Origin of the sequence: Dongia sp., from assembly GCF_041918875.1 — a bacterium.
Classification (GTDB): domain Bacteria; phylum Pseudomonadota; class Alphaproteobacteria; order Dongiales; family Dongiaceae; genus Dongia.
In genome coordinates this window covers 355,911-373,523 of record NZ_JAYRUV010000001.1, presented here as the reverse complement: position 1 = coordinate 373,523, position 17,613 = coordinate 355,911, and the positions used below count along the sequence as shown (strand labels likewise).

The 17,613-nt window shown below is 62.0% G+C and carries 18 protein-coding genes and 1 tRNA gene; 9 read left to right on the top strand and 10 right to left on the bottom strand.

All coding sequences use genetic code 11. The annotated features are described in order from the left end of the window. Positions 1–293: 293 nt before the first annotated feature. The 3 genes from ACE3TY_RS01610 to ACE3TY_RS01600 all read left to right on the top strand — a co-directional run bounded on the left by ACE3TY_RS01610 (position 294) and on the right by ACE3TY_RS01600 (position 3,196). Entirely contained in the window at positions 294–2,519 is a 2,226-nt protein-coding gene (locus ACE3TY_RS01610) for an AAA family ATPase (RefSeq protein WP_374650268.1), read from the top strand. Between the two features lie 60 nt (positions 2,520–2,579). Continuing rightward, positions 2,580–2,819, top strand: a complete 240-nt coding sequence (locus ACE3TY_RS01605) for a hypothetical protein (RefSeq protein WP_374650266.1) — start codon at positions 2,580–2,582, stop codon at positions 2,817–2,819. A 62-nt stretch (positions 2,820–2,881) separates the two neighbouring features. Beyond that, positions 2,882–3,196 (top strand): hypothetical protein, encoded by a 315-nt coding sequence (locus tag ACE3TY_RS01600; RefSeq protein WP_374650265.1) that lies wholly within the window; start codon positions 2,882–2,884, stop codon positions 3,194–3,196. A gap of 61 nt (positions 3,197–3,257) precedes the next feature. Here the strand turns inward: ACE3TY_RS01600 and ACE3TY_RS01595 are convergent, their stop codons facing one another. Beyond that, positions 3,258–3,578, bottom strand: coding sequence for a helix-turn-helix transcriptional regulator (locus tag ACE3TY_RS01595; RefSeq protein ID WP_374650263.1), 321 nt, complete (start codon positions 3,576–3,578; stop codon positions 3,258–3,260). 362 nt (positions 3,579–3,940) lie between these two features. Here ACE3TY_RS01595 and ACE3TY_RS01590 point away from each other — a divergent pair. Together ACE3TY_RS01590 and ACE3TY_RS01585 are read left to right on the top strand one after the other, a co-directional pair. After that, positions 3,941–4,059, top strand: a tRNA-Arg gene (locus tag ACE3TY_RS01590). Positions 4,060–4,492: 433 nt separating this feature from the next. Further along, positions 4,493–5,608, top strand: a complete 1,116-nt coding sequence (locus tag ACE3TY_RS01585; RefSeq protein WP_374650261.1) for a Fic family protein — start codon at positions 4,493–4,495, stop codon at positions 5,606–5,608. 144 nt (positions 5,609–5,752) lie between these two features. Here ACE3TY_RS01585 and ACE3TY_RS01580 read toward each other — a convergent pair whose 3' ends face one another. Next, complete coding sequence (locus ACE3TY_RS01580) at positions 5,753–6,367, bottom strand: hypothetical protein (RefSeq protein WP_374650259.1); 615 nt, start codon at positions 6,365–6,367, stop codon at positions 5,753–5,755. Here ACE3TY_RS01580 and ACE3TY_RS01575 point away from each other — a divergent pair. Both ACE3TY_RS01575 and ACE3TY_RS01570 read left to right on the top strand, forming a co-directional pair. Then, the gene (locus tag ACE3TY_RS01575) at positions 6,342–7,505 is read left to right on the top strand and encodes a hypothetical protein (protein WP_374650257.1); all 1,164 of its coding nucleotides are present in this window, start codon (positions 6,342–6,344) and stop codon (positions 7,503–7,505) included. The genes ACE3TY_RS01580 and ACE3TY_RS01575 overlap by 26 nt on opposite strands. Before the next feature lie 33 nt (positions 7,506–7,538). Continuing rightward, positions 7,539–9,473: a hypothetical protein gene (locus ACE3TY_RS01570; RefSeq protein ID WP_374650255.1), complete on the top strand. Its 1,935-nt coding sequence runs from the start codon at positions 7,539–7,541 to the stop codon at positions 9,471–9,473. Between the two features lie 168 nt (positions 9,474–9,641). On the opposite strand, the gene ACE3TY_RS01565 is transcribed toward ACE3TY_RS01570, so the two are convergent. Continuing rightward, entirely contained in the window at positions 9,642–11,639 is a 1,998-nt protein-coding gene (locus tag ACE3TY_RS01565; RefSeq protein ID WP_374650253.1) for a DEAD/DEAH box helicase, read from the bottom strand. Positions 11,640–12,024: 385 nt separating this feature from the next. Between ACE3TY_RS01565 and ACE3TY_RS01560 the strand changes: the two genes are divergently transcribed. Further along, positions 12,025–12,492 (top strand): YaiI/YqxD family protein, encoded by a 468-nt coding sequence (locus ACE3TY_RS01560; RefSeq protein ID WP_374650251.1) that lies wholly within the window; start codon positions 12,025–12,027, stop codon positions 12,490–12,492. 123 nt (positions 12,493–12,615) lie between these two features. On the opposite strand, the gene ACE3TY_RS01555 is transcribed toward ACE3TY_RS01560, so the two are convergent. From ACE3TY_RS01555 to hemP, 6 genes are all read right to left on the bottom strand, one after another. Further along, entirely contained in the window at positions 12,616–13,002 is a 387-nt protein-coding gene (locus ACE3TY_RS01555) for a nitrile hydratase accessory protein (protein ID WP_374650249.1), read from the bottom strand. A 7-nt stretch (positions 13,003–13,009) separates the two neighbouring features. Further along, positions 13,010–13,666 (bottom strand): nitrile hydratase subunit beta, encoded by a 657-nt coding sequence (nthB, locus tag ACE3TY_RS01550; protein ID WP_374650247.1) that lies wholly within the window; start codon positions 13,664–13,666, stop codon positions 13,010–13,012. Between the two features lie 2 nt (positions 13,667–13,668). After that, positions 13,669–14,307: a nitrile hydratase subunit alpha gene (gene nthA, locus ACE3TY_RS01545; RefSeq protein ID WP_374650245.1), complete on the bottom strand. Its 639-nt coding sequence runs from the start codon at positions 14,305–14,307 to the stop codon at positions 13,669–13,671. Positions 14,308–14,410: 103 nt separating this feature from the next. Further along, positions 14,411–15,190, bottom strand: a complete 780-nt coding sequence (locus ACE3TY_RS01540; protein ID WP_374650243.1) for a substrate-binding periplasmic protein — start codon at positions 15,188–15,190, stop codon at positions 14,411–14,413. Positions 15,191–15,323: 133 nt separating this feature from the next. Then, on the bottom strand, positions 15,324–16,184 hold the full coding sequence (locus tag ACE3TY_RS01535) for a dienelactone hydrolase family protein (protein ID WP_374650241.1): 861 nt from the start codon (positions 16,182–16,184) through the stop codon (positions 15,324–15,326). Positions 16,185–16,304: 120 nt separating this feature from the next. Then, positions 16,305–16,571 carry a hemin uptake protein HemP gene (gene hemP, locus ACE3TY_RS01530; protein ID WP_374650239.1) on the bottom strand — a complete coding sequence of 89 codons (267 nt, stop codon included), beginning with the start codon at positions 16,569–16,571 and terminating at the stop codon, positions 16,305–16,307. A 230-nt stretch (positions 16,572–16,801) separates the two neighbouring features. Here hemP and ACE3TY_RS01525 point away from each other — a divergent pair, with 230 nt between their 5' ends. Further along, positions 16,802–17,005, top strand: a complete 204-nt coding sequence (locus ACE3TY_RS01525) for a bacterioferritin-associated ferredoxin (RefSeq protein ID WP_374650238.1) — start codon at positions 16,802–16,804, stop codon at positions 17,003–17,005. Between the two features lie 4 nt (positions 17,006–17,009). On the opposite strand, the gene bfr is transcribed toward ACE3TY_RS01525, so the two are convergent. Continuing rightward, on the bottom strand, positions 17,010–17,492 hold the full coding sequence (bfr, locus tag ACE3TY_RS01520; protein WP_374650236.1) for a bacterioferritin: 483 nt from the start codon (positions 17,490–17,492) through the stop codon (positions 17,010–17,012). Positions 17,493–17,613 lie beyond the last annotated feature (121 nt).

Genomic DNA, 17,613 nt, shown 5'->3' with positions numbered 1-17,613 from the left:
CCGCCCACCAACGGGCGACACACCAAGGGTCACCCCACCTCCTGCAAGCCACAAACGATTCAAAACCCTGCGCTTTCCTCAGATACGCCAAATCTGTGGACACGCCTTTGCGCTTCAGCGACTTATGTTCCCGAACTTTATTTTTCGCCGGGCACCTTGACGAAAGTCCAGGATCCCCCTAACTCTCGCCGCATGCACACCTCGGCCGCACTCCACATATCGTAATCGCGCTTTTCCCCTCGCTCGGCACCCAGCCTGGCGACCGCTATTACGCATATGTTGGAGATACCCCGATGGCCGCCGAAGCCGACAATCTGAGTCTTTTCTTCGAAATCCTCGACGGCCGTGCCGACCAATTTGTGTACGCGCGCAAGGTCCGCAAAGCCATTGAGGCTGATAAGACGCTGCGGAAAGATGGCAGGTTGGCGCAGAGCATGGCCGCATTCGAAGCCAGCATGGCGCGCGGGCATGGCGAACATGTCGTAGGACTTTTGCTGAAGTCGGTGCCTCGGCACCACGGCTTGATCGTGGCGACCCGTCTCCTGATGGCGCGGTATTGTGGTGACCCTGAAGCAGAGCTGCATTGTGGACAGCTCCTGCTCAACACTTATTTTTTGAACGATGGTCTGGCGCCTGAAGTCAGGACAAAGCGCCTGATGTTGGCACTCGGCTTCTTTGCCAGTGCCAGTGGCGCCAGCGCCATGCAGCATTCCCGGCTGGCGGTCGGCGCCGATGACCAACATGCTTTGCATGGATACCGATTGGCAGCGGATGTCAAAGGCGCCCGCCTGTCCGACGACATTTTCGACAAGCTTGTCGATCATGATGGCTTCGACAATCTCGTTATGCCCGGCGACCGCCTCTACGACGGCTGGAGCGGCAATGCCTTGTGCCCCCACTCTCAGCTTCCCGCACGACTCTGCGGAACCAACGCCGACGAATTGTATCTCGGTGGCCATGCCAATACTGCGATTGCTGCCGGAGCGCTCGCCACCAAGATCAAAGCACGGTTGCCTTTCTTCGCTCAGCTTGCCGACAATATCATCAATGATCCCAAGGATGTCTCGCATGTCTGGACCTTGGTTAAAACGATGCGGGGGCAGACCGAGTTTGATGTCGGCGAAGAGGTAGAAGCCCTGCTGTTCGCCGCAGCGCAAGGTGGCGACCGTAAAGCCATGTACCAGTCCGCTGGCTACGCTCTTCGCCGGGGTTATCACGATGCCAACAAGACTTTCCTGGTGGCCTCCCTGGGCATGCTTGCTGTGGCAAGCGGCGCTCGCCTCATCGAAGACCACGATGAGTACGGCAATGTTGTGGACACGGCCATCGGACATGCAGGCAAATATTTGTTTGAGGCGCTGGTCGCACATTCCGAGGAAGAGTCGAAGACACGACATGCCACGGCGCTCGACAGTTTCATGGATGCAGAGCGCCAGATCGGCGCTGAGCGGCGTGCCGATGCCAAGGCCGAAACAGAAGTCGAATCCGATGCCGACCGGGTGATCGAGGATGGCGATCCGCTGCCGACAAACCCGCATGCGCACCTCCTCGACGGCAATGACTGGAAGAACGGAACACCGAGATCCAAAGGCCCGCTCTCGTCGCTCAAAGCCCGAGCACTCGCGAAGTTCCAGCCGGAATCCGTTGTCGTCATCAAAAATATTGGCAACGGAGATGTCGCCAGCACCGACATGAAGATGGCACTGAAAGCTATTGAGTCGTTTACTCGGCCGACGCCGCTGGCCCCAATGCCCGCCGACCTGTCCGCTTGGCGCCAGTCTCTGCTCGCCGAATTTCCGCACTGCTCGGCCGCCATCGATGCCGTTCATGGTGACCTCCAGACCCGCGCGATGAATGGCAAAAAGTCGTTCGAGTTTCGACCCACTTTGCTTGTCGGTTCTCCCGGCACGGGCAAATCCAGGCTGGCCCGGCGGATCGCTGAAGCCTCAAAAATTGGTTACAAGGTGTTTCCCTGTGGGGGTGTTTCGGATGCCCATTTTGGCGGCGTATCCCGAGGCTGGCATTCATCGCACCCGTCGGCGGCCCTCGATTTAATTCGAAGTTCGACATATCCGAATCCCATCATGATTTTGGATGAGATCGAAAAGGCGGCAACGAGCCGACACAGCGGCAATCTGATGGATGTCATCCTAGCAATGCTGGAACCCGAGACAGGGCGGAGCTGGGTCGATCCCTTCATTCAGGGGCCGATTGATGTCAGCCACGTGAATTGGATTTTCACCGCAAACAGTGTGCAGGGTCTCTCCCCGCCTCTTCTCGATCGTCTCCGCATCATCCATGTCGACCAGCCCGGGCTCGATCATCTCCCCGCCCTGTCGGCCACGATTCTCAAAGAGCTGTCCACATCCCAGGGCCACACGCACTGGCACCAACCCCTGGACCAAGTGGAACTCAATGCCATCGCCAAAGCCTGGCAGCGCCAGCCTTCCATCAGGTATCTGCGTCGGCTGATCGAGGGGGCGCTCAGAGCAAGGGAAATGTCGGCGGCGAGGCACTGAGGCGCTTGTACGAGCGATGACCAGCTAGCGGTCACTTAACTGGCCTTAGGAGATGTCGAGATGGACGAATTTGTTGACAAAGCATTGCTGACACAGATCGATCGCATCGCAGCGTCGAGCGGGAAATCGAGGCAAGAGATCGTCGATTTCATCATCAGGGCATGGCTGAAATCAAGAGACGGCCAGGACACGATGGCGATCGTACAGGGCTTGGAAGAGGTTGCGGCTGGGAATGTCCACGACATGGACGATGTCATCGCCGAGCTGGAGGCCATCGTGCGCGGGGATGACGACGGATGACCTGAGGCCAGTACGAGCGATGAACAGCTATCGATGCTTAACTGGTCTTAGGAGATGTCGGCATGATCAAAATTGATGACACAGGTAGCTGGCGCGCGGATGTCGCGAAGGAGATTCGGCGGCTGGAAAAGCTGCTCTACGACATGAATTCGCTGTACTCGGCGGGTGGGTATCCGAGCCATGGGGAGCTTTCGGTTGCGGCAGTGCTTGTCAATCCGGAGCTTGATGTCCAGCAAGTAGCCTGTTTGCGCGCGATGAGAATCGGGGGACCGGACGGTGGGGTGAGTGTTGTGAAAACTTCGAAAATCGAAGTGATTTCGGAGAGCGGCTGGGTGCGGACGAAGAACACGCTCTATCGGATGGAGCGGCACCAGTGAGGAGCGGGAGCAGATAGGCCTGAGTCATCGGCGGCGGTTCCGCCGATGACTCTTTTCGAGGTCAGCAGTGCTGAAAGTGCGCCGCACGAGCAAGCTGCTCCGCCTTGGTCGGCCGACCACGCTTACGCTTGGCAGGCTGCATGGCGGCTTGTGGAGCCGGAGCAGACATTACAGGCCGATGGTCGTTCGCAGGCATGCGTTGCCTGGAAATCCAGGCCTTTAAATCGTCCGGCGTGAAAAAGGTCCGGCTGCCAATTTTGACAATCGCCGGACCACGATTTTTATAGACGAGGTCAGACAACGCCTGCCGCGTCATCGAGAGGGCGGCGGCGGCAGACGGGTAATCCAAGAGAAGAAGGGGCTGGTCGGAAGGAATAGACATAGGCGGACATCCCGGCCCTCCCCACGTATGGGCCACAAAACATTGAGTGCCCGTCACCGCGTGTGCGGCCGGGCCCCTATTTCGTGATTGCCCGTATCTTCTTCCTGCGAGGCTTAGGTCGATGCCGAAGCCTTCAAACTTATGGAACAGACACTGCCACACCAGGACGATTATGTCAATAATCTTGTCGTGTTGTATCGCCGCATAGCGCCCTGTGTCAGATTGTGCCAACGACTATCGCCATATATCGCTTGATGTCGTATGGTGCCGCAGAAATGCCCGGTTTCACTGGACTTCTGAACGTTCTATGTGGCACAAGTTTTGGCACAATTTTGGCACATTGCCGACCGATAACCAGCGATGCACAGCGATACGTAGTGACATTAAATGATTGAAAATACTGGATTCGCGAATGATATTAAGACGACGCCTTGCCCTCCGAAGGCAAAGGTCGTACGTTCGAATCGTATCGGGTGCGCCAAATTCCGCCGATCGCCCTCTACACTACGCTATAACCGCCGAATGTACTCCTTTGTATCGGGTAGTGGGCAGCCTGTGTACAAAAAGCGTAGAAACGGCGGCGTTTGGCGGTAAAAAAGTTCGAGTCGTCTCCGGTCAATTGGGATTTTGCCCTACAAAGCCTCACGTTTGGAGCTTTGTAGGGCAGCTACGCGCCTTCATATCTGTAGCTGAGCAATCGTCCGCTAGGCCCGAAGAAGCCATTCGGCTGACGCAGCTACCTGCCCATAATGGTATCGCTCCGCTATTTAAGGGCGTTTAACTTACTCCAATTCCTATTTAAGCCAATAGCCAATTGCTTAAATAACGCTACGCCCTCATAATTGGGCATGTCCGAATCAGCATCTAATCTCCGGCTAGGCCGCTTGGTAGAGACCCCTATTGCAGGCGAAATCGTGCGCGCTTTCGTGCCGCCCCCATTGCCGCCTGAACCGTCGATCGACGTGCTGGCCTTGCTGGAAAGGCTGAGCCTGGCCGAGCGGGCCTTGGGGCGTCTGGACGGCATCACCATGCTGCTGCCGCGCCAGGAGCTGTTCCTCTATATGTATGTGAGGAAGGAGGCAGTGCTTTCGTCCCAGATCGAAGGCACGCAATCGACCCTTTCGGACCTGCTCCGCTTCGAGACCGAGGCGCAGGCCGGCCAGCCGATCGACGACATCCGCGAAGTCTCGAACTACGTCGATGCCATGATGTACGGGCTGGAGCGGCTGGAAAACCTGCCGCTGTCGCTGCGTCTGATCCGCGAGATGCACCAACGACTCTTACAGAGCGGGCGTGGCGGCACGAAAAATCCCGGCGAGTTTCGGCGATCCCAGAACTGGATCGGCGGCTCACGCCCAGGCAACGCGCTGTTCGTGCCGCCGCCGCCGACAGAGATGGAACAATGTCTCGATGCGCTGGAGCGGTTCATGCACGAGGACGCCTCGCGTCTGCCCGCCCTCATCAAGGCCGGGCTGCTGCACGTTCAGTTCGAGACCATCCACCCGTTCCTTGATGGCAATGGAAGAATCGGCCGTTTACTGGTGACGCTGTACCTGTGCGTCAACGGCGTTCTGCGCAAGCCGCTCCTCTATTTGAGTCTGTACCTGAAAACCCACCGCGCCGACTATTATCGCCTGCTTCAGGAGGTGCGCGAGCACGGGGCATGGGAAGCCTGGCTTGATTTCTTCCTCACTGGCGTTGCGGATACGGCCAATCAGGCGTTCGAGGCCACTACCCGGATCGTCGATCTGTTCAAGGAAGATCGCGAACGGATCACGACAGAGAGCGACCGGGCAGGGTCCGCGCTGCGTATCCACGATCTGTTTCAGCAAAACCCGTTCCTGACGGCCAACCAACTCGTCCAACAAACAGGGCTTTCGGCTCCCACGGTCAACGCGGCGCTCGCTGATCTGGAGAAATTTGGCATCGTCGAGGAAATCACCGGGCGCAAACGGGGGCGCGTGTTCAGTTACCGGCGATATCTCGCCATCTTGAGCGAGGGAACCGACCCGCTCCCCACGATGGCTTAAAAGGGGGAGCCTATGCCAACAAAAACTTTCGTCTGCATCGCATTCGGTAATGAACTTGCTCGCTGAGACAAGACCAAACATGCTCGATCGGCGGCAGTTGGTGCGTATTGGTGGTTTTGCCGACCGCAATGAGGCGCAAGATCATCAACGCTGGCAAACTTGTTGCGTGCAGTCTGACCAAGCCCGCTGCCACGAAAGCTTGAACGTGGTCGAGTGTGACCTAACCGAGCTAATGTTCTGGCGCGGGGTTAATCTCCATCCTCGGCTAATGAGTAGGGAGGCGCATCGATGCCTCGCACGGTGATCGGCACAAGTGGTGCCGGCACGACCTTTGAAACTCGGGCTGTGGCGTGTCTGTTGGCGGCGCTGCTCGGCGAAGCCGCCGCGCTCGGCGATGGTCCCGGGCTGGTGATTGAGAATATCGAACTGCAACGCCCGGGCGCGGCGGCGGGATTCGACGATGCCATCGTCCGCCACCGCCTGCCGGCCGGCGGCACCCGCACTACCGTCATCCAGATCAAGCACACCTTGACCGGCGAACGCAGCGATCCGGCATTCAAGCGTCCGATCGCAGAAGCGGCACGCCACATTCGAGCTAATCCAGGCGACGCGCATCGGTTCAGGATCGTGACCGGACAGAGTGGATTCGGCCCGCGCGACGCCGAACGCACCACGCTTGCAGCCCGACTGTCGCTCAGCGCAGGAGATTTCTGGCAGCGCTGGGCCGATCCTGATGCGCCAGCTTGCCGACACGCTCACCAGCTTCGAGCTCCAGCCACATCCGGAGATCCTCGCCGGCACTGCCTATCCCGAAGTCGATACCGCTACACGGGCAGCGCTTGCGCAGCGCCACCAGGTGCCACGCTGGCCCGCTTGGCCTGCCTTCATGTCCTGGTCGGTCGCGCGCTGGCCGAGCTGGCCGCAAACCCTCGCTCCCATATTGAGCCGACTTACCCTCTTCTGGCTGCGACGGCCGATCCACCAATGGCAGATTAGCCGTCGTGCCGTCGAGCAGGTCGGTGTCTGGCTCGCCGCCACCGATTCAGCCGAAGCATTAAACTGGGACCAGCGTGAGGAACGCGACCGTCGCCTCGCGGAGCTGGGGCTCGATGACGATGATCGCGATCCGGCGGCGGTTCTGCGCCTCGTCGTGACACGCGGCTCAGATGCGGCGCCCGATATGGCGCGCACATATCTCGAACGTTTACTGTCCAACACCGGCATTCGCCATATCGAGTCCGTCGTCGTCTCGCCGGGCATCCTGCCGCGCCTCGAGCCGGGTTTGTTCGCCGATCTCGTCGCCCGGGCGATGATCTATGAGCACCGCGATGAGCCGTTCGGCACCAGCCTTGCCGTCACGCGCGGTTATGGCTTGCGCGGTCCCTCAGGGCTTTTTCCAAGTGCGCCTGGCCGGGCAGGGTTCGACACCTTGTTCGAAGCAGATGAGGATGTGGCGCTCGGGCTGCTCGGCCAATTTTGTCGTGTCGCCAGCGAGCAATGGTGCTTACAGCAGCGGCAGCGCGGGCTCACGCCGCGACCGGTCCGGCTTGAATTGCCGGATGGGCCGATCGAACTCTGGGGCGACCAGCACGTCTTCAAATGGTCGCGCGGGGTTCTTGGCCCGCATATCTTGACCTCGTTGCTGCTCGCGGCCGATCAATGGCTCGCCGCCCAAGTTGCAGCAGGTCGCCCGCTCGCCGAACTGGTTGCCAAGACTCTCCGCGCGGGGTCGCTGGTGGCCGTAGCCGGGCCCGTGATTGCCGCCGGTATAGACCGCAATCAGGTGCAGGCAGACCTTGCCGTAATGCTGCCTCTGATGTGCTCACCGCGGCTCTGGTTCTACGATCTCGCGCGCTGGTTGGAGGATGAACGCGCCACAGCCCATGGCATCGGCTAGAGGTCTGGGGACGAAGACAATCATGCCGATGTCATGGCGCTACTTGAGCGCCGTCGACGCCAGCGGCCGCTACTCCAGGGTCTCGTTGCGCAATTCCATGTGCTCGGAGACGAGGCGAGCAAGGCGGCGTTCGCCGCCGCAGCGGCGAACTGGCAGATTGCTGATCTCGCCGACTTCGAGGAGTCACTTGAGGATGAAAACGGCGAGTTGGCCGAACGCCTCGAAACCTATCGATCGCAGGCCGATCCCGACAACTGGCAGCTACAGGTCGCCGAGGATCGTAGCTGGTTCGCCATGCGCTATATCGTTCCCGAGCATCTGCAGGCACGCGCCGCCGAGGTCGACGAACGGCAGCAAGCGCTCAACGCCACCGGTCCTTTGCTCGACTGGTCATTCGGCCGTTCACGCGGTGTCGTATCGACGGATGGGACGCCCATCGCCGACGTCATTCCATTAGCAATAAGCCTCGATCACCCGCCGCTCTTCGACAGCATGGCTTTCGACGTCGAGCTTACTATGCGCGCGCAGGCCGTCGCAGCGATTGCCGCGTCGCTGCTCACGGGAGGCGATGATGCGCTGCTTGCCGAGCATGGAGTGTGGGCGCGTTCGGTCGTTAGGCGCGCGGCGAGGCTCGATCCCTGGTTAACAGGCATCCACTATGAAGAGACGTCCATGGCGGACGATCCGCTTGCCAATGCCGGACGGGGCCTCGCGGCGCTGGTCGGGCGCGGCATTGCAGTGCCTGGCGAGACTGAGGCATGGCTTATGCTCGTTTCCAGTCCGTTCCGGGACGTGGCCAAAGCAAGCATCGAAGGGATCGCGCCATTCGCGGCATCGCGACCCCAAGCTGCTGCCGCGGGTTTTGCCGTGCTCGCCGACAGTTTGCTGTTTAGCTGGCGCCAATGGGGCACGGACCTTGAACAATGGCTGCGAGACGACCGGGCGGCGCGCGCCGAGCGGGCGGTCGCAGCCATCGCCGATCGCTTGGCCGATAACAACGCCGCAGACATGCCGGTGCCTCCGCCAATTCCGGCGCCGTTCGTCGCGGCGAGCCAAGGCTTCTATCCTCACGGCGATGTCGACCAGCAGTTCGACACCTATCGCGCTGCGTCGATCTTTCGTCAGTTTGACCTTTCGCAATTTCTCGCGGTACCGGACCTGCGTGAGCGGTTGTGCCGCTTTGCCCATGCCGCGATCGAATGGTTGCGCTCGTTCGTCGATGGTCAAGAGCCCCCGGAAGGCCGTTGGGACAGCGGTGATCGGCGGATGGATTGGGAACATGTGCTGGGTGCTTTCATGGGCCGGATCGCCGATTCGTTGCCGTCTGAACGCGCCATCATCGACCTCGTGGGCCCGATCGCCGCGATTGAGTCCGAGGAAACCCGCATGACGATCCTCGACACTTTCCTAAACGCCCATGCTACACGGCTGGTCGACGCGAACCGGCCGGTTGATGAGGCATTTGCTGCCGTCTGGCGCGCGGCCGCGTCCATCGCCTTCGATGGCATGTCGGCGCGCTGTGAATATCGCCGGTCGGACGCACTCGCCGCCGCTGGCTTTTGTCCCAATGGCCAGCCGGTCTTCGAACCGAACTGGGCACACGCTGCGAGTTTCGCACCGCTCATCGCCGAATGGGTCGAGGCTTGTGCGGCCTTCGAAGTGGCACCGCCGGTGGTGACCGCTCTGGTAGCTCAGACGCCGGCCGCGTTCAGTCCCGATCCCGCGCTCGGCTGGCTCGAGCAAATCATGGTGGCGTATATGGCTTCAGACCTTCGCGAGCGTCTGCGGGGCGGGGCAGGACGCCGCTGCGGCCAGCTACTGGCGACGGTCTGGAGCGCGACTTCGGCATCCGATCGTCTCACTGCCATTGAGCGTTTCCGGTACCTTGCAAGCCAGCTTGCCGATTTCGGCGTCCCCGAAGCAGTGGCGCTTCTTCCGGAAATTGCCGAAGTACAGGCGCGGGGCTAAAGGAGGGCTATAGCGTAGACATAGTTCTCATCATCACCCGGCGCGGTGCGCCAAATTCCGCCGATCGCCCTGTTGTCGTGAGACATCCGATGGCGCTGGCCGTGAAGTTGGCTCGGGAACGGCTGATGCCGCTCCGCATCGGCGGCACCCGGTCGGTGTGAACCGGCTTTAGGAGCGCGACTGGCCCTTGCGATGCTGCTTCTTCGCCTTGCCGCCCGCGGCGAACTTGGGTTTGCCGGATTTGGACCCGTCGGATTTCGATCTGCCAAATTTCGGTTTGCCGTGGCTGGGCTGCTCTTCGAGTGTCGCGTGGGCGAATTTCGGATTGTTGGAGCGGCGCCCCTCGAAGGCCGGACGGTCCGACATGCGTTCTTCCTTGCTGAACGGCTTCCTGTCGTCGCGGGGTCTCGAGAAATCGTCGCCGCGCTTGGTGGCGAAGCCTTCACTGCGCCTGGCGGCAAAGAGGCGCGGCTTGTCGCGCGGGGAATCTTCACGGGTGAGGCGGTCGGCGTTCGAACGGCCGCGTTCCTTTTCGAAGGGTGTCGTCGGCTGGATCTTGACTTCCTGGTCGCCGGATTTCTCGACCGCCTCCATGAAGCGCTGGGCGACATCGGCGGCGATTTCGAACTTGGTCTCGCGGTCGAAGATCTTGATGAAGCCGATTTCGCGCTTGGTGATGTGGCCGCGACGGCAGATGAGCGGGATGAGCCATTTCGGGTCGGCGTTGTTCTCGCGCCCGACATCGAGGCGGAACCAGGAGACGGGACCGGCGTCATGGCTGTCGCTGCCGCGCGCGGTCTCGCGGCGCTTGCGATCGCCGCGCTCCTCGTAGCGCTCCTGGCGCATATCCGCCGGGCCGCTGTCGAACATATCCTCGGGCGCCGGCAGGCGCGAGCGATAAAAGCGGATGAGGGCGGCGGCGATTTCCTCGGCGGGCCTTCCGGCCAGCAATGCCTGGGCGAGGACCAGATCCTCGGGCGTCGCCGGTTCCTTGATGGCCGGGTCGTCGAGCATGCGCTCCTGATCGCGGGCGCGGATTTCCTCGGCCTTGGGCGGATCCTGCCAGATCGCCTTGATATTCGCCTCGGCCAGCAGCCGTTCGAGATGACGGCGGCGCGGGAACGGCACGATCAGCGCGCAGACGCCCTTGCGGCCGGCACGGCCGGTGCGGCCCGACCGGTGCAGCAGCGTGGCTTTCTCACGCGGCAGGTCGGCATGGATGACGAGGCTGAGGTCGGGAAGATCGAGCCCGCGCGCGGCAACGTCGGTCGCAACGCAGACGCGGGCCCGGCCATCGCGCAAGGCCTGCAGCGCATGCGTGCGCTCGGACTGACTGAGTTCACCCGATAGCGCCACAGCGGCAAAGCCGCGCTCAGAGAGGCTGGCATGGAGATGCCGCACGGCTTCGCGCGTGTGGCAGAAGATGATCGCCGCGCGCGCTTCATGAAAGCGCAACAGATTGACGATGGCGTGATCCGTGTCCGTGGGAGCGACGCGGACAGCGCGGTATTCGATGTCGCCGTGAGCCTGGTTCTTGACCTGGGTATCGATGCGCAGGGCATCCTGCTGATAGTCGCGCGCAAGGTTCGCAATCTCGCGGGCGATGGTGGCGGAGAATAGCAAGGTGCGGCGCGATTTCGGCGTGGCGTCGAGAATGAATTCGAGGTCTTCGCGGAAGCCGAGATCCAGCATCTCGTCGGCCTCGTCGAGGACGACGGCCCTGAGCGCCGAAATGTCGAGGCGGCCGCGTTCGAGATGGTCGCGCAGGCGCCCCGGCGTGCCGACGACGATGTGGCAGCCCTGGCCGAGCAGGCGCTGCTCGGCGCGGGCATCCATGCCGCCGACGCAGGAAACGACACGGGCGCCGGCATCGGCATAGAGCCAGGAGAGTTCCGTATGCACCTGCATGGCGAGTTCGCGCGTCGGCGCGATGATGAGGGCCAGGGGCTCGCCCGCGCGTTCGAAACGCTCAGAGTCGCCCAGCAAGGTCGCGGCCATGGCGAGGCCGAAGGCCACCGTCTTGCCGGAGCCGGTCTGGGCGGAGACGAGAAGGTCGCGCCCGACCGCTTCGTCGGCGAGGACCGCCGATTGCACGGCGGTGGGTTCGTTATAGGCGCGCGTGGCCAAAGCTCGTTCGAGCGCCGGATTCGTCTTGGGGAAAGGCATGTCTGTCCGATCTGGGAAATGAGGGCGCCAGCCTTGCGCATGGCGCGAGATTGGTTGAGGTGCCGGGTTCATACATGACGGGGCACCTTCTCAACCGGTCCATCCGACGATCCCCTGCCCCTTTGGCCCCTGCCCCTTTGGCCCCGGCCCCTTTGGCCCCGGCCCCTTTGGTTGGCATGATCGATTTAGTGGATGTCTGACCCGTTCGGCGGCGCGCCTATCGGTTAAGCGCGCTTGATACAGGGTCGGGCGCGAAAGCGCCATGATTGTTATCGGGAGGCGGCGCGGCAAATCACGCATGGCTGGCGTGGCCACACAAAAGTCTTTGAAAACAGCGTCCTACGCGCTAGGTCATGGATGTCCCCGCAAGTAACACAGTCACTTCATGACCGAAAGCCCGCGCCAAAGTGAAATCTTCGTCGATGCCGATGCCTGCCCAGTGAAGGCGGAAATCCAGCGCGTCGCCGAACGCCATGCCGTGGTGACGCACATTGTCAGCAATAGCGGCTTCCGTCCCAGCGGTAATCCGCTGATCCGCAACGTGGTGGTGAGCGACAAGTTCGATGCCGCCGACGATTGGATCGTCGAGCGCATCCAGCCCGGCGACATCGTGGTGACGGCGGATATCCAGTTGGCGGACCGCTGCCTCAAGGCCGGTGCGCAAGTGTTGGGGCCGACGGGGAAACCCTTCACCGAGAACAGCATCGGCACGGCGCTGGCGATGCGCGAGCTTTCCAGCCAGCTCCGCGACATGGGCGAGATCAAGGGCGGCGGTCCGGCCTTCAGCACCGCCGACCGCTCGCGATTCCTGAATGCGCTGGAAGTGGCCGTGCAGAAGGCGAAACGGAGGTAGCACCCGTCACTGGAGGCCCCCCTCCCGGCCTCCCCCCTGAAGGTGGGAGGGGTTCCAACCGAGTTCGCTCCGACACCTCGCTCTCAACTCCTCCCACCTTCAGGGGGGAGGTTGGGAGGGGGGCTAGCCGCCGCCCAGTCCGCCATTGGCGTCGGCCGGAAGCCGTGCGGCGTTCAGCGTGACGGGCTGGCCATGCGGGGTATTCTCGTAGGCCTCGATCCATTGCAGCTTGCGCGCGTGCAGTTCGGCAGCGGAAGTGAGTTCCGCCTCCTTGACAAGAGCCTCGAAGGTAGCGAGGACGCATCGGTAATAGGTGGCCGTCGTGTCGGGCGCGCCATCGGCCAAGGCGCGGCGGATTTCCGCGCCGAGCGATTCCGACCAGCGCGCCGCGGTGAAGCGGCCCTTCTCGATCATGGCGGTTGCCATGGCGACGATCTGCGCCTGCCAAGGTTCGGCAAAGAGCGGCTCACCATCACGGCCAAGGAGGGGGCCGGGCGTGGCAGCGGCCATTAGTATGTCATCTCCGCTCAAGATAGCCCTCCCACAAATCGGCGAAGATGCGGTCGTTCTTGCCCTGCCCTTCCGGCCACAGATCGGCGCTGGCGAAGGAGACAGTGTAGAGATGCTGCGCCTCGTGGCCGCCCTTGGCGCCGGAATCCGGAAACAGGTGATTGCCGCGATGGGCGTGGACCGTGCCCGCCTTGCCCATGAGATAAGCGGGCAGCCTTGTGTGGGCGCCGCCGGTAAAGGTCCTGGCCAGCACCTTGTCGCCAGCCTTGAAGGCCGGCGGCAGCCTGGTGTCGCGGCGGAAGTCGCGGGCGATGCGGGAGATCCTGGCGACGTCGGCTGCCGCCATGGGTTCGCGCAGGACGGGCCTGGCGCCGGAACCGTGGCCGCCGGCAATCTCGGCCACGCTGGCGATGCCGGAATCGACCATCATGGCGGCATAGACCTGCATCCACTGGTCGAAATAGGGCCGGGTCAGGTAATCGTCCGGCCGGATGAGTTCGCGCACATAGCGCCACCAGTCGAGCGTCCAGCCGTCCGGCCCTTCCAGCGCCTCGTTGATGCCCCACATGCGGGCTTCCCAATCGGCATGGAAGGGCTGTTCGTCGGCATCCATGACGATGCGGCCCTGACCCGGCATGCCGCCCATATCGTGCACGCGCGGCATGCTCAGCATCCCCCCTTGAGATCGCGGTCGGTGCCGATCATCGAATTGCGCGTCACCAGGGCAGCCAGCGCTTCCTCATCGAGGCCGTCCGTGCCGGCAGGGCGTTCCGGCACGACCAGATAGCGCAGCTCCGCCGTCGAATCCCAGACGCGGATTTCGACATCGCCGCCGAGCGCCACGCCGAATTCCCGGAGCACGCCGCGCGGATCGCGCACGGCGCGGGCGCGATATTCCTGCGACTTGTACCAGCCCGGCGACATGCCGAGCAGCGAGAAGGGATAGCAGGAGCAGAGCGTGCAGACGACGAGGTTATGGACGGAAGGCGTGTTCTCGACCGCCACCAGATGCCCGGTCGCATGGCCCTGATAGCCGAACTCGGAAATCGCCGCCGTGCCGTCGGCCAGCAGCCGCGCCTTGAAGGCCGGATCGATCCAGGATTTCGCCACCACGCGGGCGCCGCGCTTGGGGCCGATCTCCTCGGCATAGAGGTCGATCCAGGCATCTATCGCGGCACTGTCGACCATGCCCTTCTCGACCAGCAGGCTTTCCAGTGCCTTTACACGCAAGGCGGGATCGCTCGGCAATTCGCTGTGGAGATGTTGGTGGATGTCGGTGATCTTCTTCGAATCGTAGCTGGTCATGATGGCCCGTCCCTGGATGTCACCGGCATTATCGGCGGGCGGCCGCCGGTTCGTCCAGCGCCGAGACGAGGAGCGCCGGCGGCGCCTCAGTTGATTGGTGACCTCAGTTGATGGGTGTTTGACCGTAGCGGCGCTGAATGGCCGCGAAGGTGCCGTCGGCGCGCATGCCGGCGATGGCTTCGTCGATGCGCGGCATCATGGCGGCGGTGTCCGGCACTTTCTTGCTGAGGCAGATGAAATAGGGCGAGGCGCGCAATTCGGTATAGTCGATCTCCCGGCCCGTCTCGTGCCGCGCGATGAAGTCGATGGGGGCGCGGAAGGAATAGAGGTGCTGGAAGCGGTGCTTGAGCAGCATGTCATAGGCCTGCTGGTCGCCGCTGACGGTCATATGCGGAATCTTCGCTTCGGCCAGTTCGGCTTCCAGATTGTAGCCCTTGACGACGCCGACCGTGCCGATCAGCGGGTCCGCCAGGTCGGCCAGCCGGGCAATCGGCTGCATTTCGGCGCTGCCGGTATGCAGATGAAAGACGCCGATCGAGGTTTCGCCGATCGCCTCGGAAAAATGGAACAGGGCGGCACGGTCCTCGCGGTAGGAACAGCTGCACAAGCCGTCGACGACGCCCCCGGATGCCTCGGCATAGCCGCGCTTCCAGGGCATGAAACGGGATTCGAGCTTCAGCCCGGAGCGGCGGGCGATTTCGGCGATGGCATCGACATCCATGCCGCGCAGACCGTCGGCTCCAGGTCGTTCGATCTTGAGCGGCGGAAAATCGTTGCAGGCGAGAATGACGCGCCGCTCGTCGGCCGGCGCAGGCCGCGCTTGCCCGCCCGCGAGCGCGGCGATGGCAAGGAGCCCTATCCATGGCAGCAGCCGGAGTTGCATGTTCTCTGTCCCGGTTGGGCGGCGCGCCGATCGGGACCGCGCCGCCCTTCAGTGCTACCTCATCGGGAATTAAGGAACAAATAACTTGCCGCCGCAATAGGTTGCAGCCGATGGCTGCAAGCGGCAAGAACGGTCAACCAAGAGTCTTATGGAGGAAATCGACCGAGCGCCGCCAGGCGAGGTCGGCGGCCTCCTTGTCGTAGCGGGCCGCGTTGGTGTCGTTGTTGAAGGCGTGGTTGACGCCGTCATACATATAAAGCTCGTAAGCCTTGCCTTCCGCCTTGAGCGCTGCTTCGTAGGCGGCGATGCCGGCATTGATGCGCTCGTCGAGCCCGGCATATTGGAGCAGCAGCGGCGCCTTGATCTTGGAGACGTCGGCCGCATCGGCCTGCATGCCGTAATAGGCGACCGCGGCATCGAGCGTCGGATCTGTCACGGCAAGCCGGTTGACCAGCCCACCGCCCCAGCAGAAGCCGATCGCACCGACCTTGCCGTTGCCGTCCTCGCGCTTTCTGAGATCGGCGATGACGGCGCGGGCGCCGGCTTCCGTCGCCGCCTTGTCGAGAGCGCCGATCATGTCGCGCGCCTTGTCCTCATCGGCCGGCGTGCCGCCGGCGGGCGAGAGGAAATCGACACCGGCGGCAAGGAACCCCTCGGCGGCGATGCGGCGAGTGACGTCCTTGATATGCGGGTTGAGACCGCGATTCTCGTGGATGACGAGCACGGTGGGCAGCTTTCCGCCGCTGCTGGGGCTGGCGATATAGACCTTATAGTCGCTAAGGGTGAGCGCCTCGGTCTTGATGCGCGGGTCGCCTTCGGGCAGCAGCTCGGCATTGGCGTAATTGTTCTCGAGCGCCGGCAGCAAGGCCAGGGCGGCGGCCGACGAACCGGCCAGCAATGTCAGCTTTTCCAGGAATTTGCGGCGATCCATCTCGCCATGGGTGTAACGATCGAAAAGGTCGATGGCACGCTGGTTCGGTCTGCGATCAGTCATGAGCCTCTCCCCGGCTTGGATGGACGGTCCTGGGGATATAGGCCGGCGGGGCGCGATATCCAGGCCGCCCGCTTTGCCTGCCCCACTTTTTCAGCGAGCGGCGGGCGGCCCGGGAGAGTGTTATTTGGTCAGGATAAGGCGGTGGTTGCGGGTGATGCGCAGGCGATAGGCGGCACCGTCGAAATCGATGATCGCCTCGCGGGCGCCTTTCAGGATCGCCTGCAGGGGAATGGTCTGCACCGCCTGGCGCGCCGGAACCGCGGCACGAGGAAAGCCATGCTGCGCATCGCGCAGGTGCAGGCGTTCCCGCACATCATGGCGGTCATTGCTGTGCTCGGTCGCCATGCCGGCTGAAATCGGGCGAAAATCGACGATCTCTCTTTCCATGTTCCACTCCATTCGACCCGTTTGGGCGACCTAGCGGTCTCCAGTTGCGAACCATTCGCAACAAGGAAAGAGATAACAAAGCCGCAAACGGTTCGCAAGTGATAATTATTCGCATTTGCACGGCACCGGCGGATATTCACGGCGTCATGATATTGACAATCATTCTCATAAGCCTAAATATGTGAGTGGTGGGTCACTTGCCCAGTTGGCCAGAACGGGTTCCAGCGACGATGTATGTTTGCATCTGCAACGGCTATCGCGACAGCGAGATTGCGCGGACGGCGCAGGCCAGCGGCCTGACCTGCCCGCGCAAGGTCTATGAATTGCTGGGCAGCGGTCCGTGCTGCGGCACCTGCCTGCCGACCGCGCAGGAAATCATCGACGGCACGCACGAGAAACGCGCCGCAGCACCCCTCCCCCTCGCGGCGGAATGAAGCCTTAGGAGCTTTCGCCGGGTTCGTATTGGGACTGGATATAGTTCTGCAGGCCCATCTTCTCGATCAATTCCAGGTTGGTTTCGAGGAAGTCGATATGTTCTTCCTCCGATTCGAGAATCTCGGTGAGCAGTTCACGGGTGACGTAATCCGTCACCTGCTCGCATAGCGCGATGCCGGTTTTGAGATCCGGGTAATTCATCATTTCAAGCTTAAGATCGCAGGTGAGAATTTCCTTCACATTCTCGCCGACCATCAGCTTGCCGAGATCCTGGAGGTTCGGCAGGCCGTCGAGGAATAGAATGCGCTCGATCAGCTTGTCCGCATGCTTCATCTCGTCGATCGACTCATGATACGTCACGTCGCCGAGTTTCTTCATGCCCCAGTTCTTCAGCATGCGGGCATGCAGGAAATACTGGTTGATGGCGGTCAGTTCGTTCTTCAGCACCTTGTTGAGGATCTGAATGACTTTCTTATCGCCCTTCATGGCCGCGCCCTCTCTGCAGAATGATTCTAGAGAGCAAGATAACGCGGTAAGCCCCGGCGCCAAAGCAATAAAATTGCGCAAATGCGAAGCATATGCAGCGGCTGGGCATCGAAGCGCACGA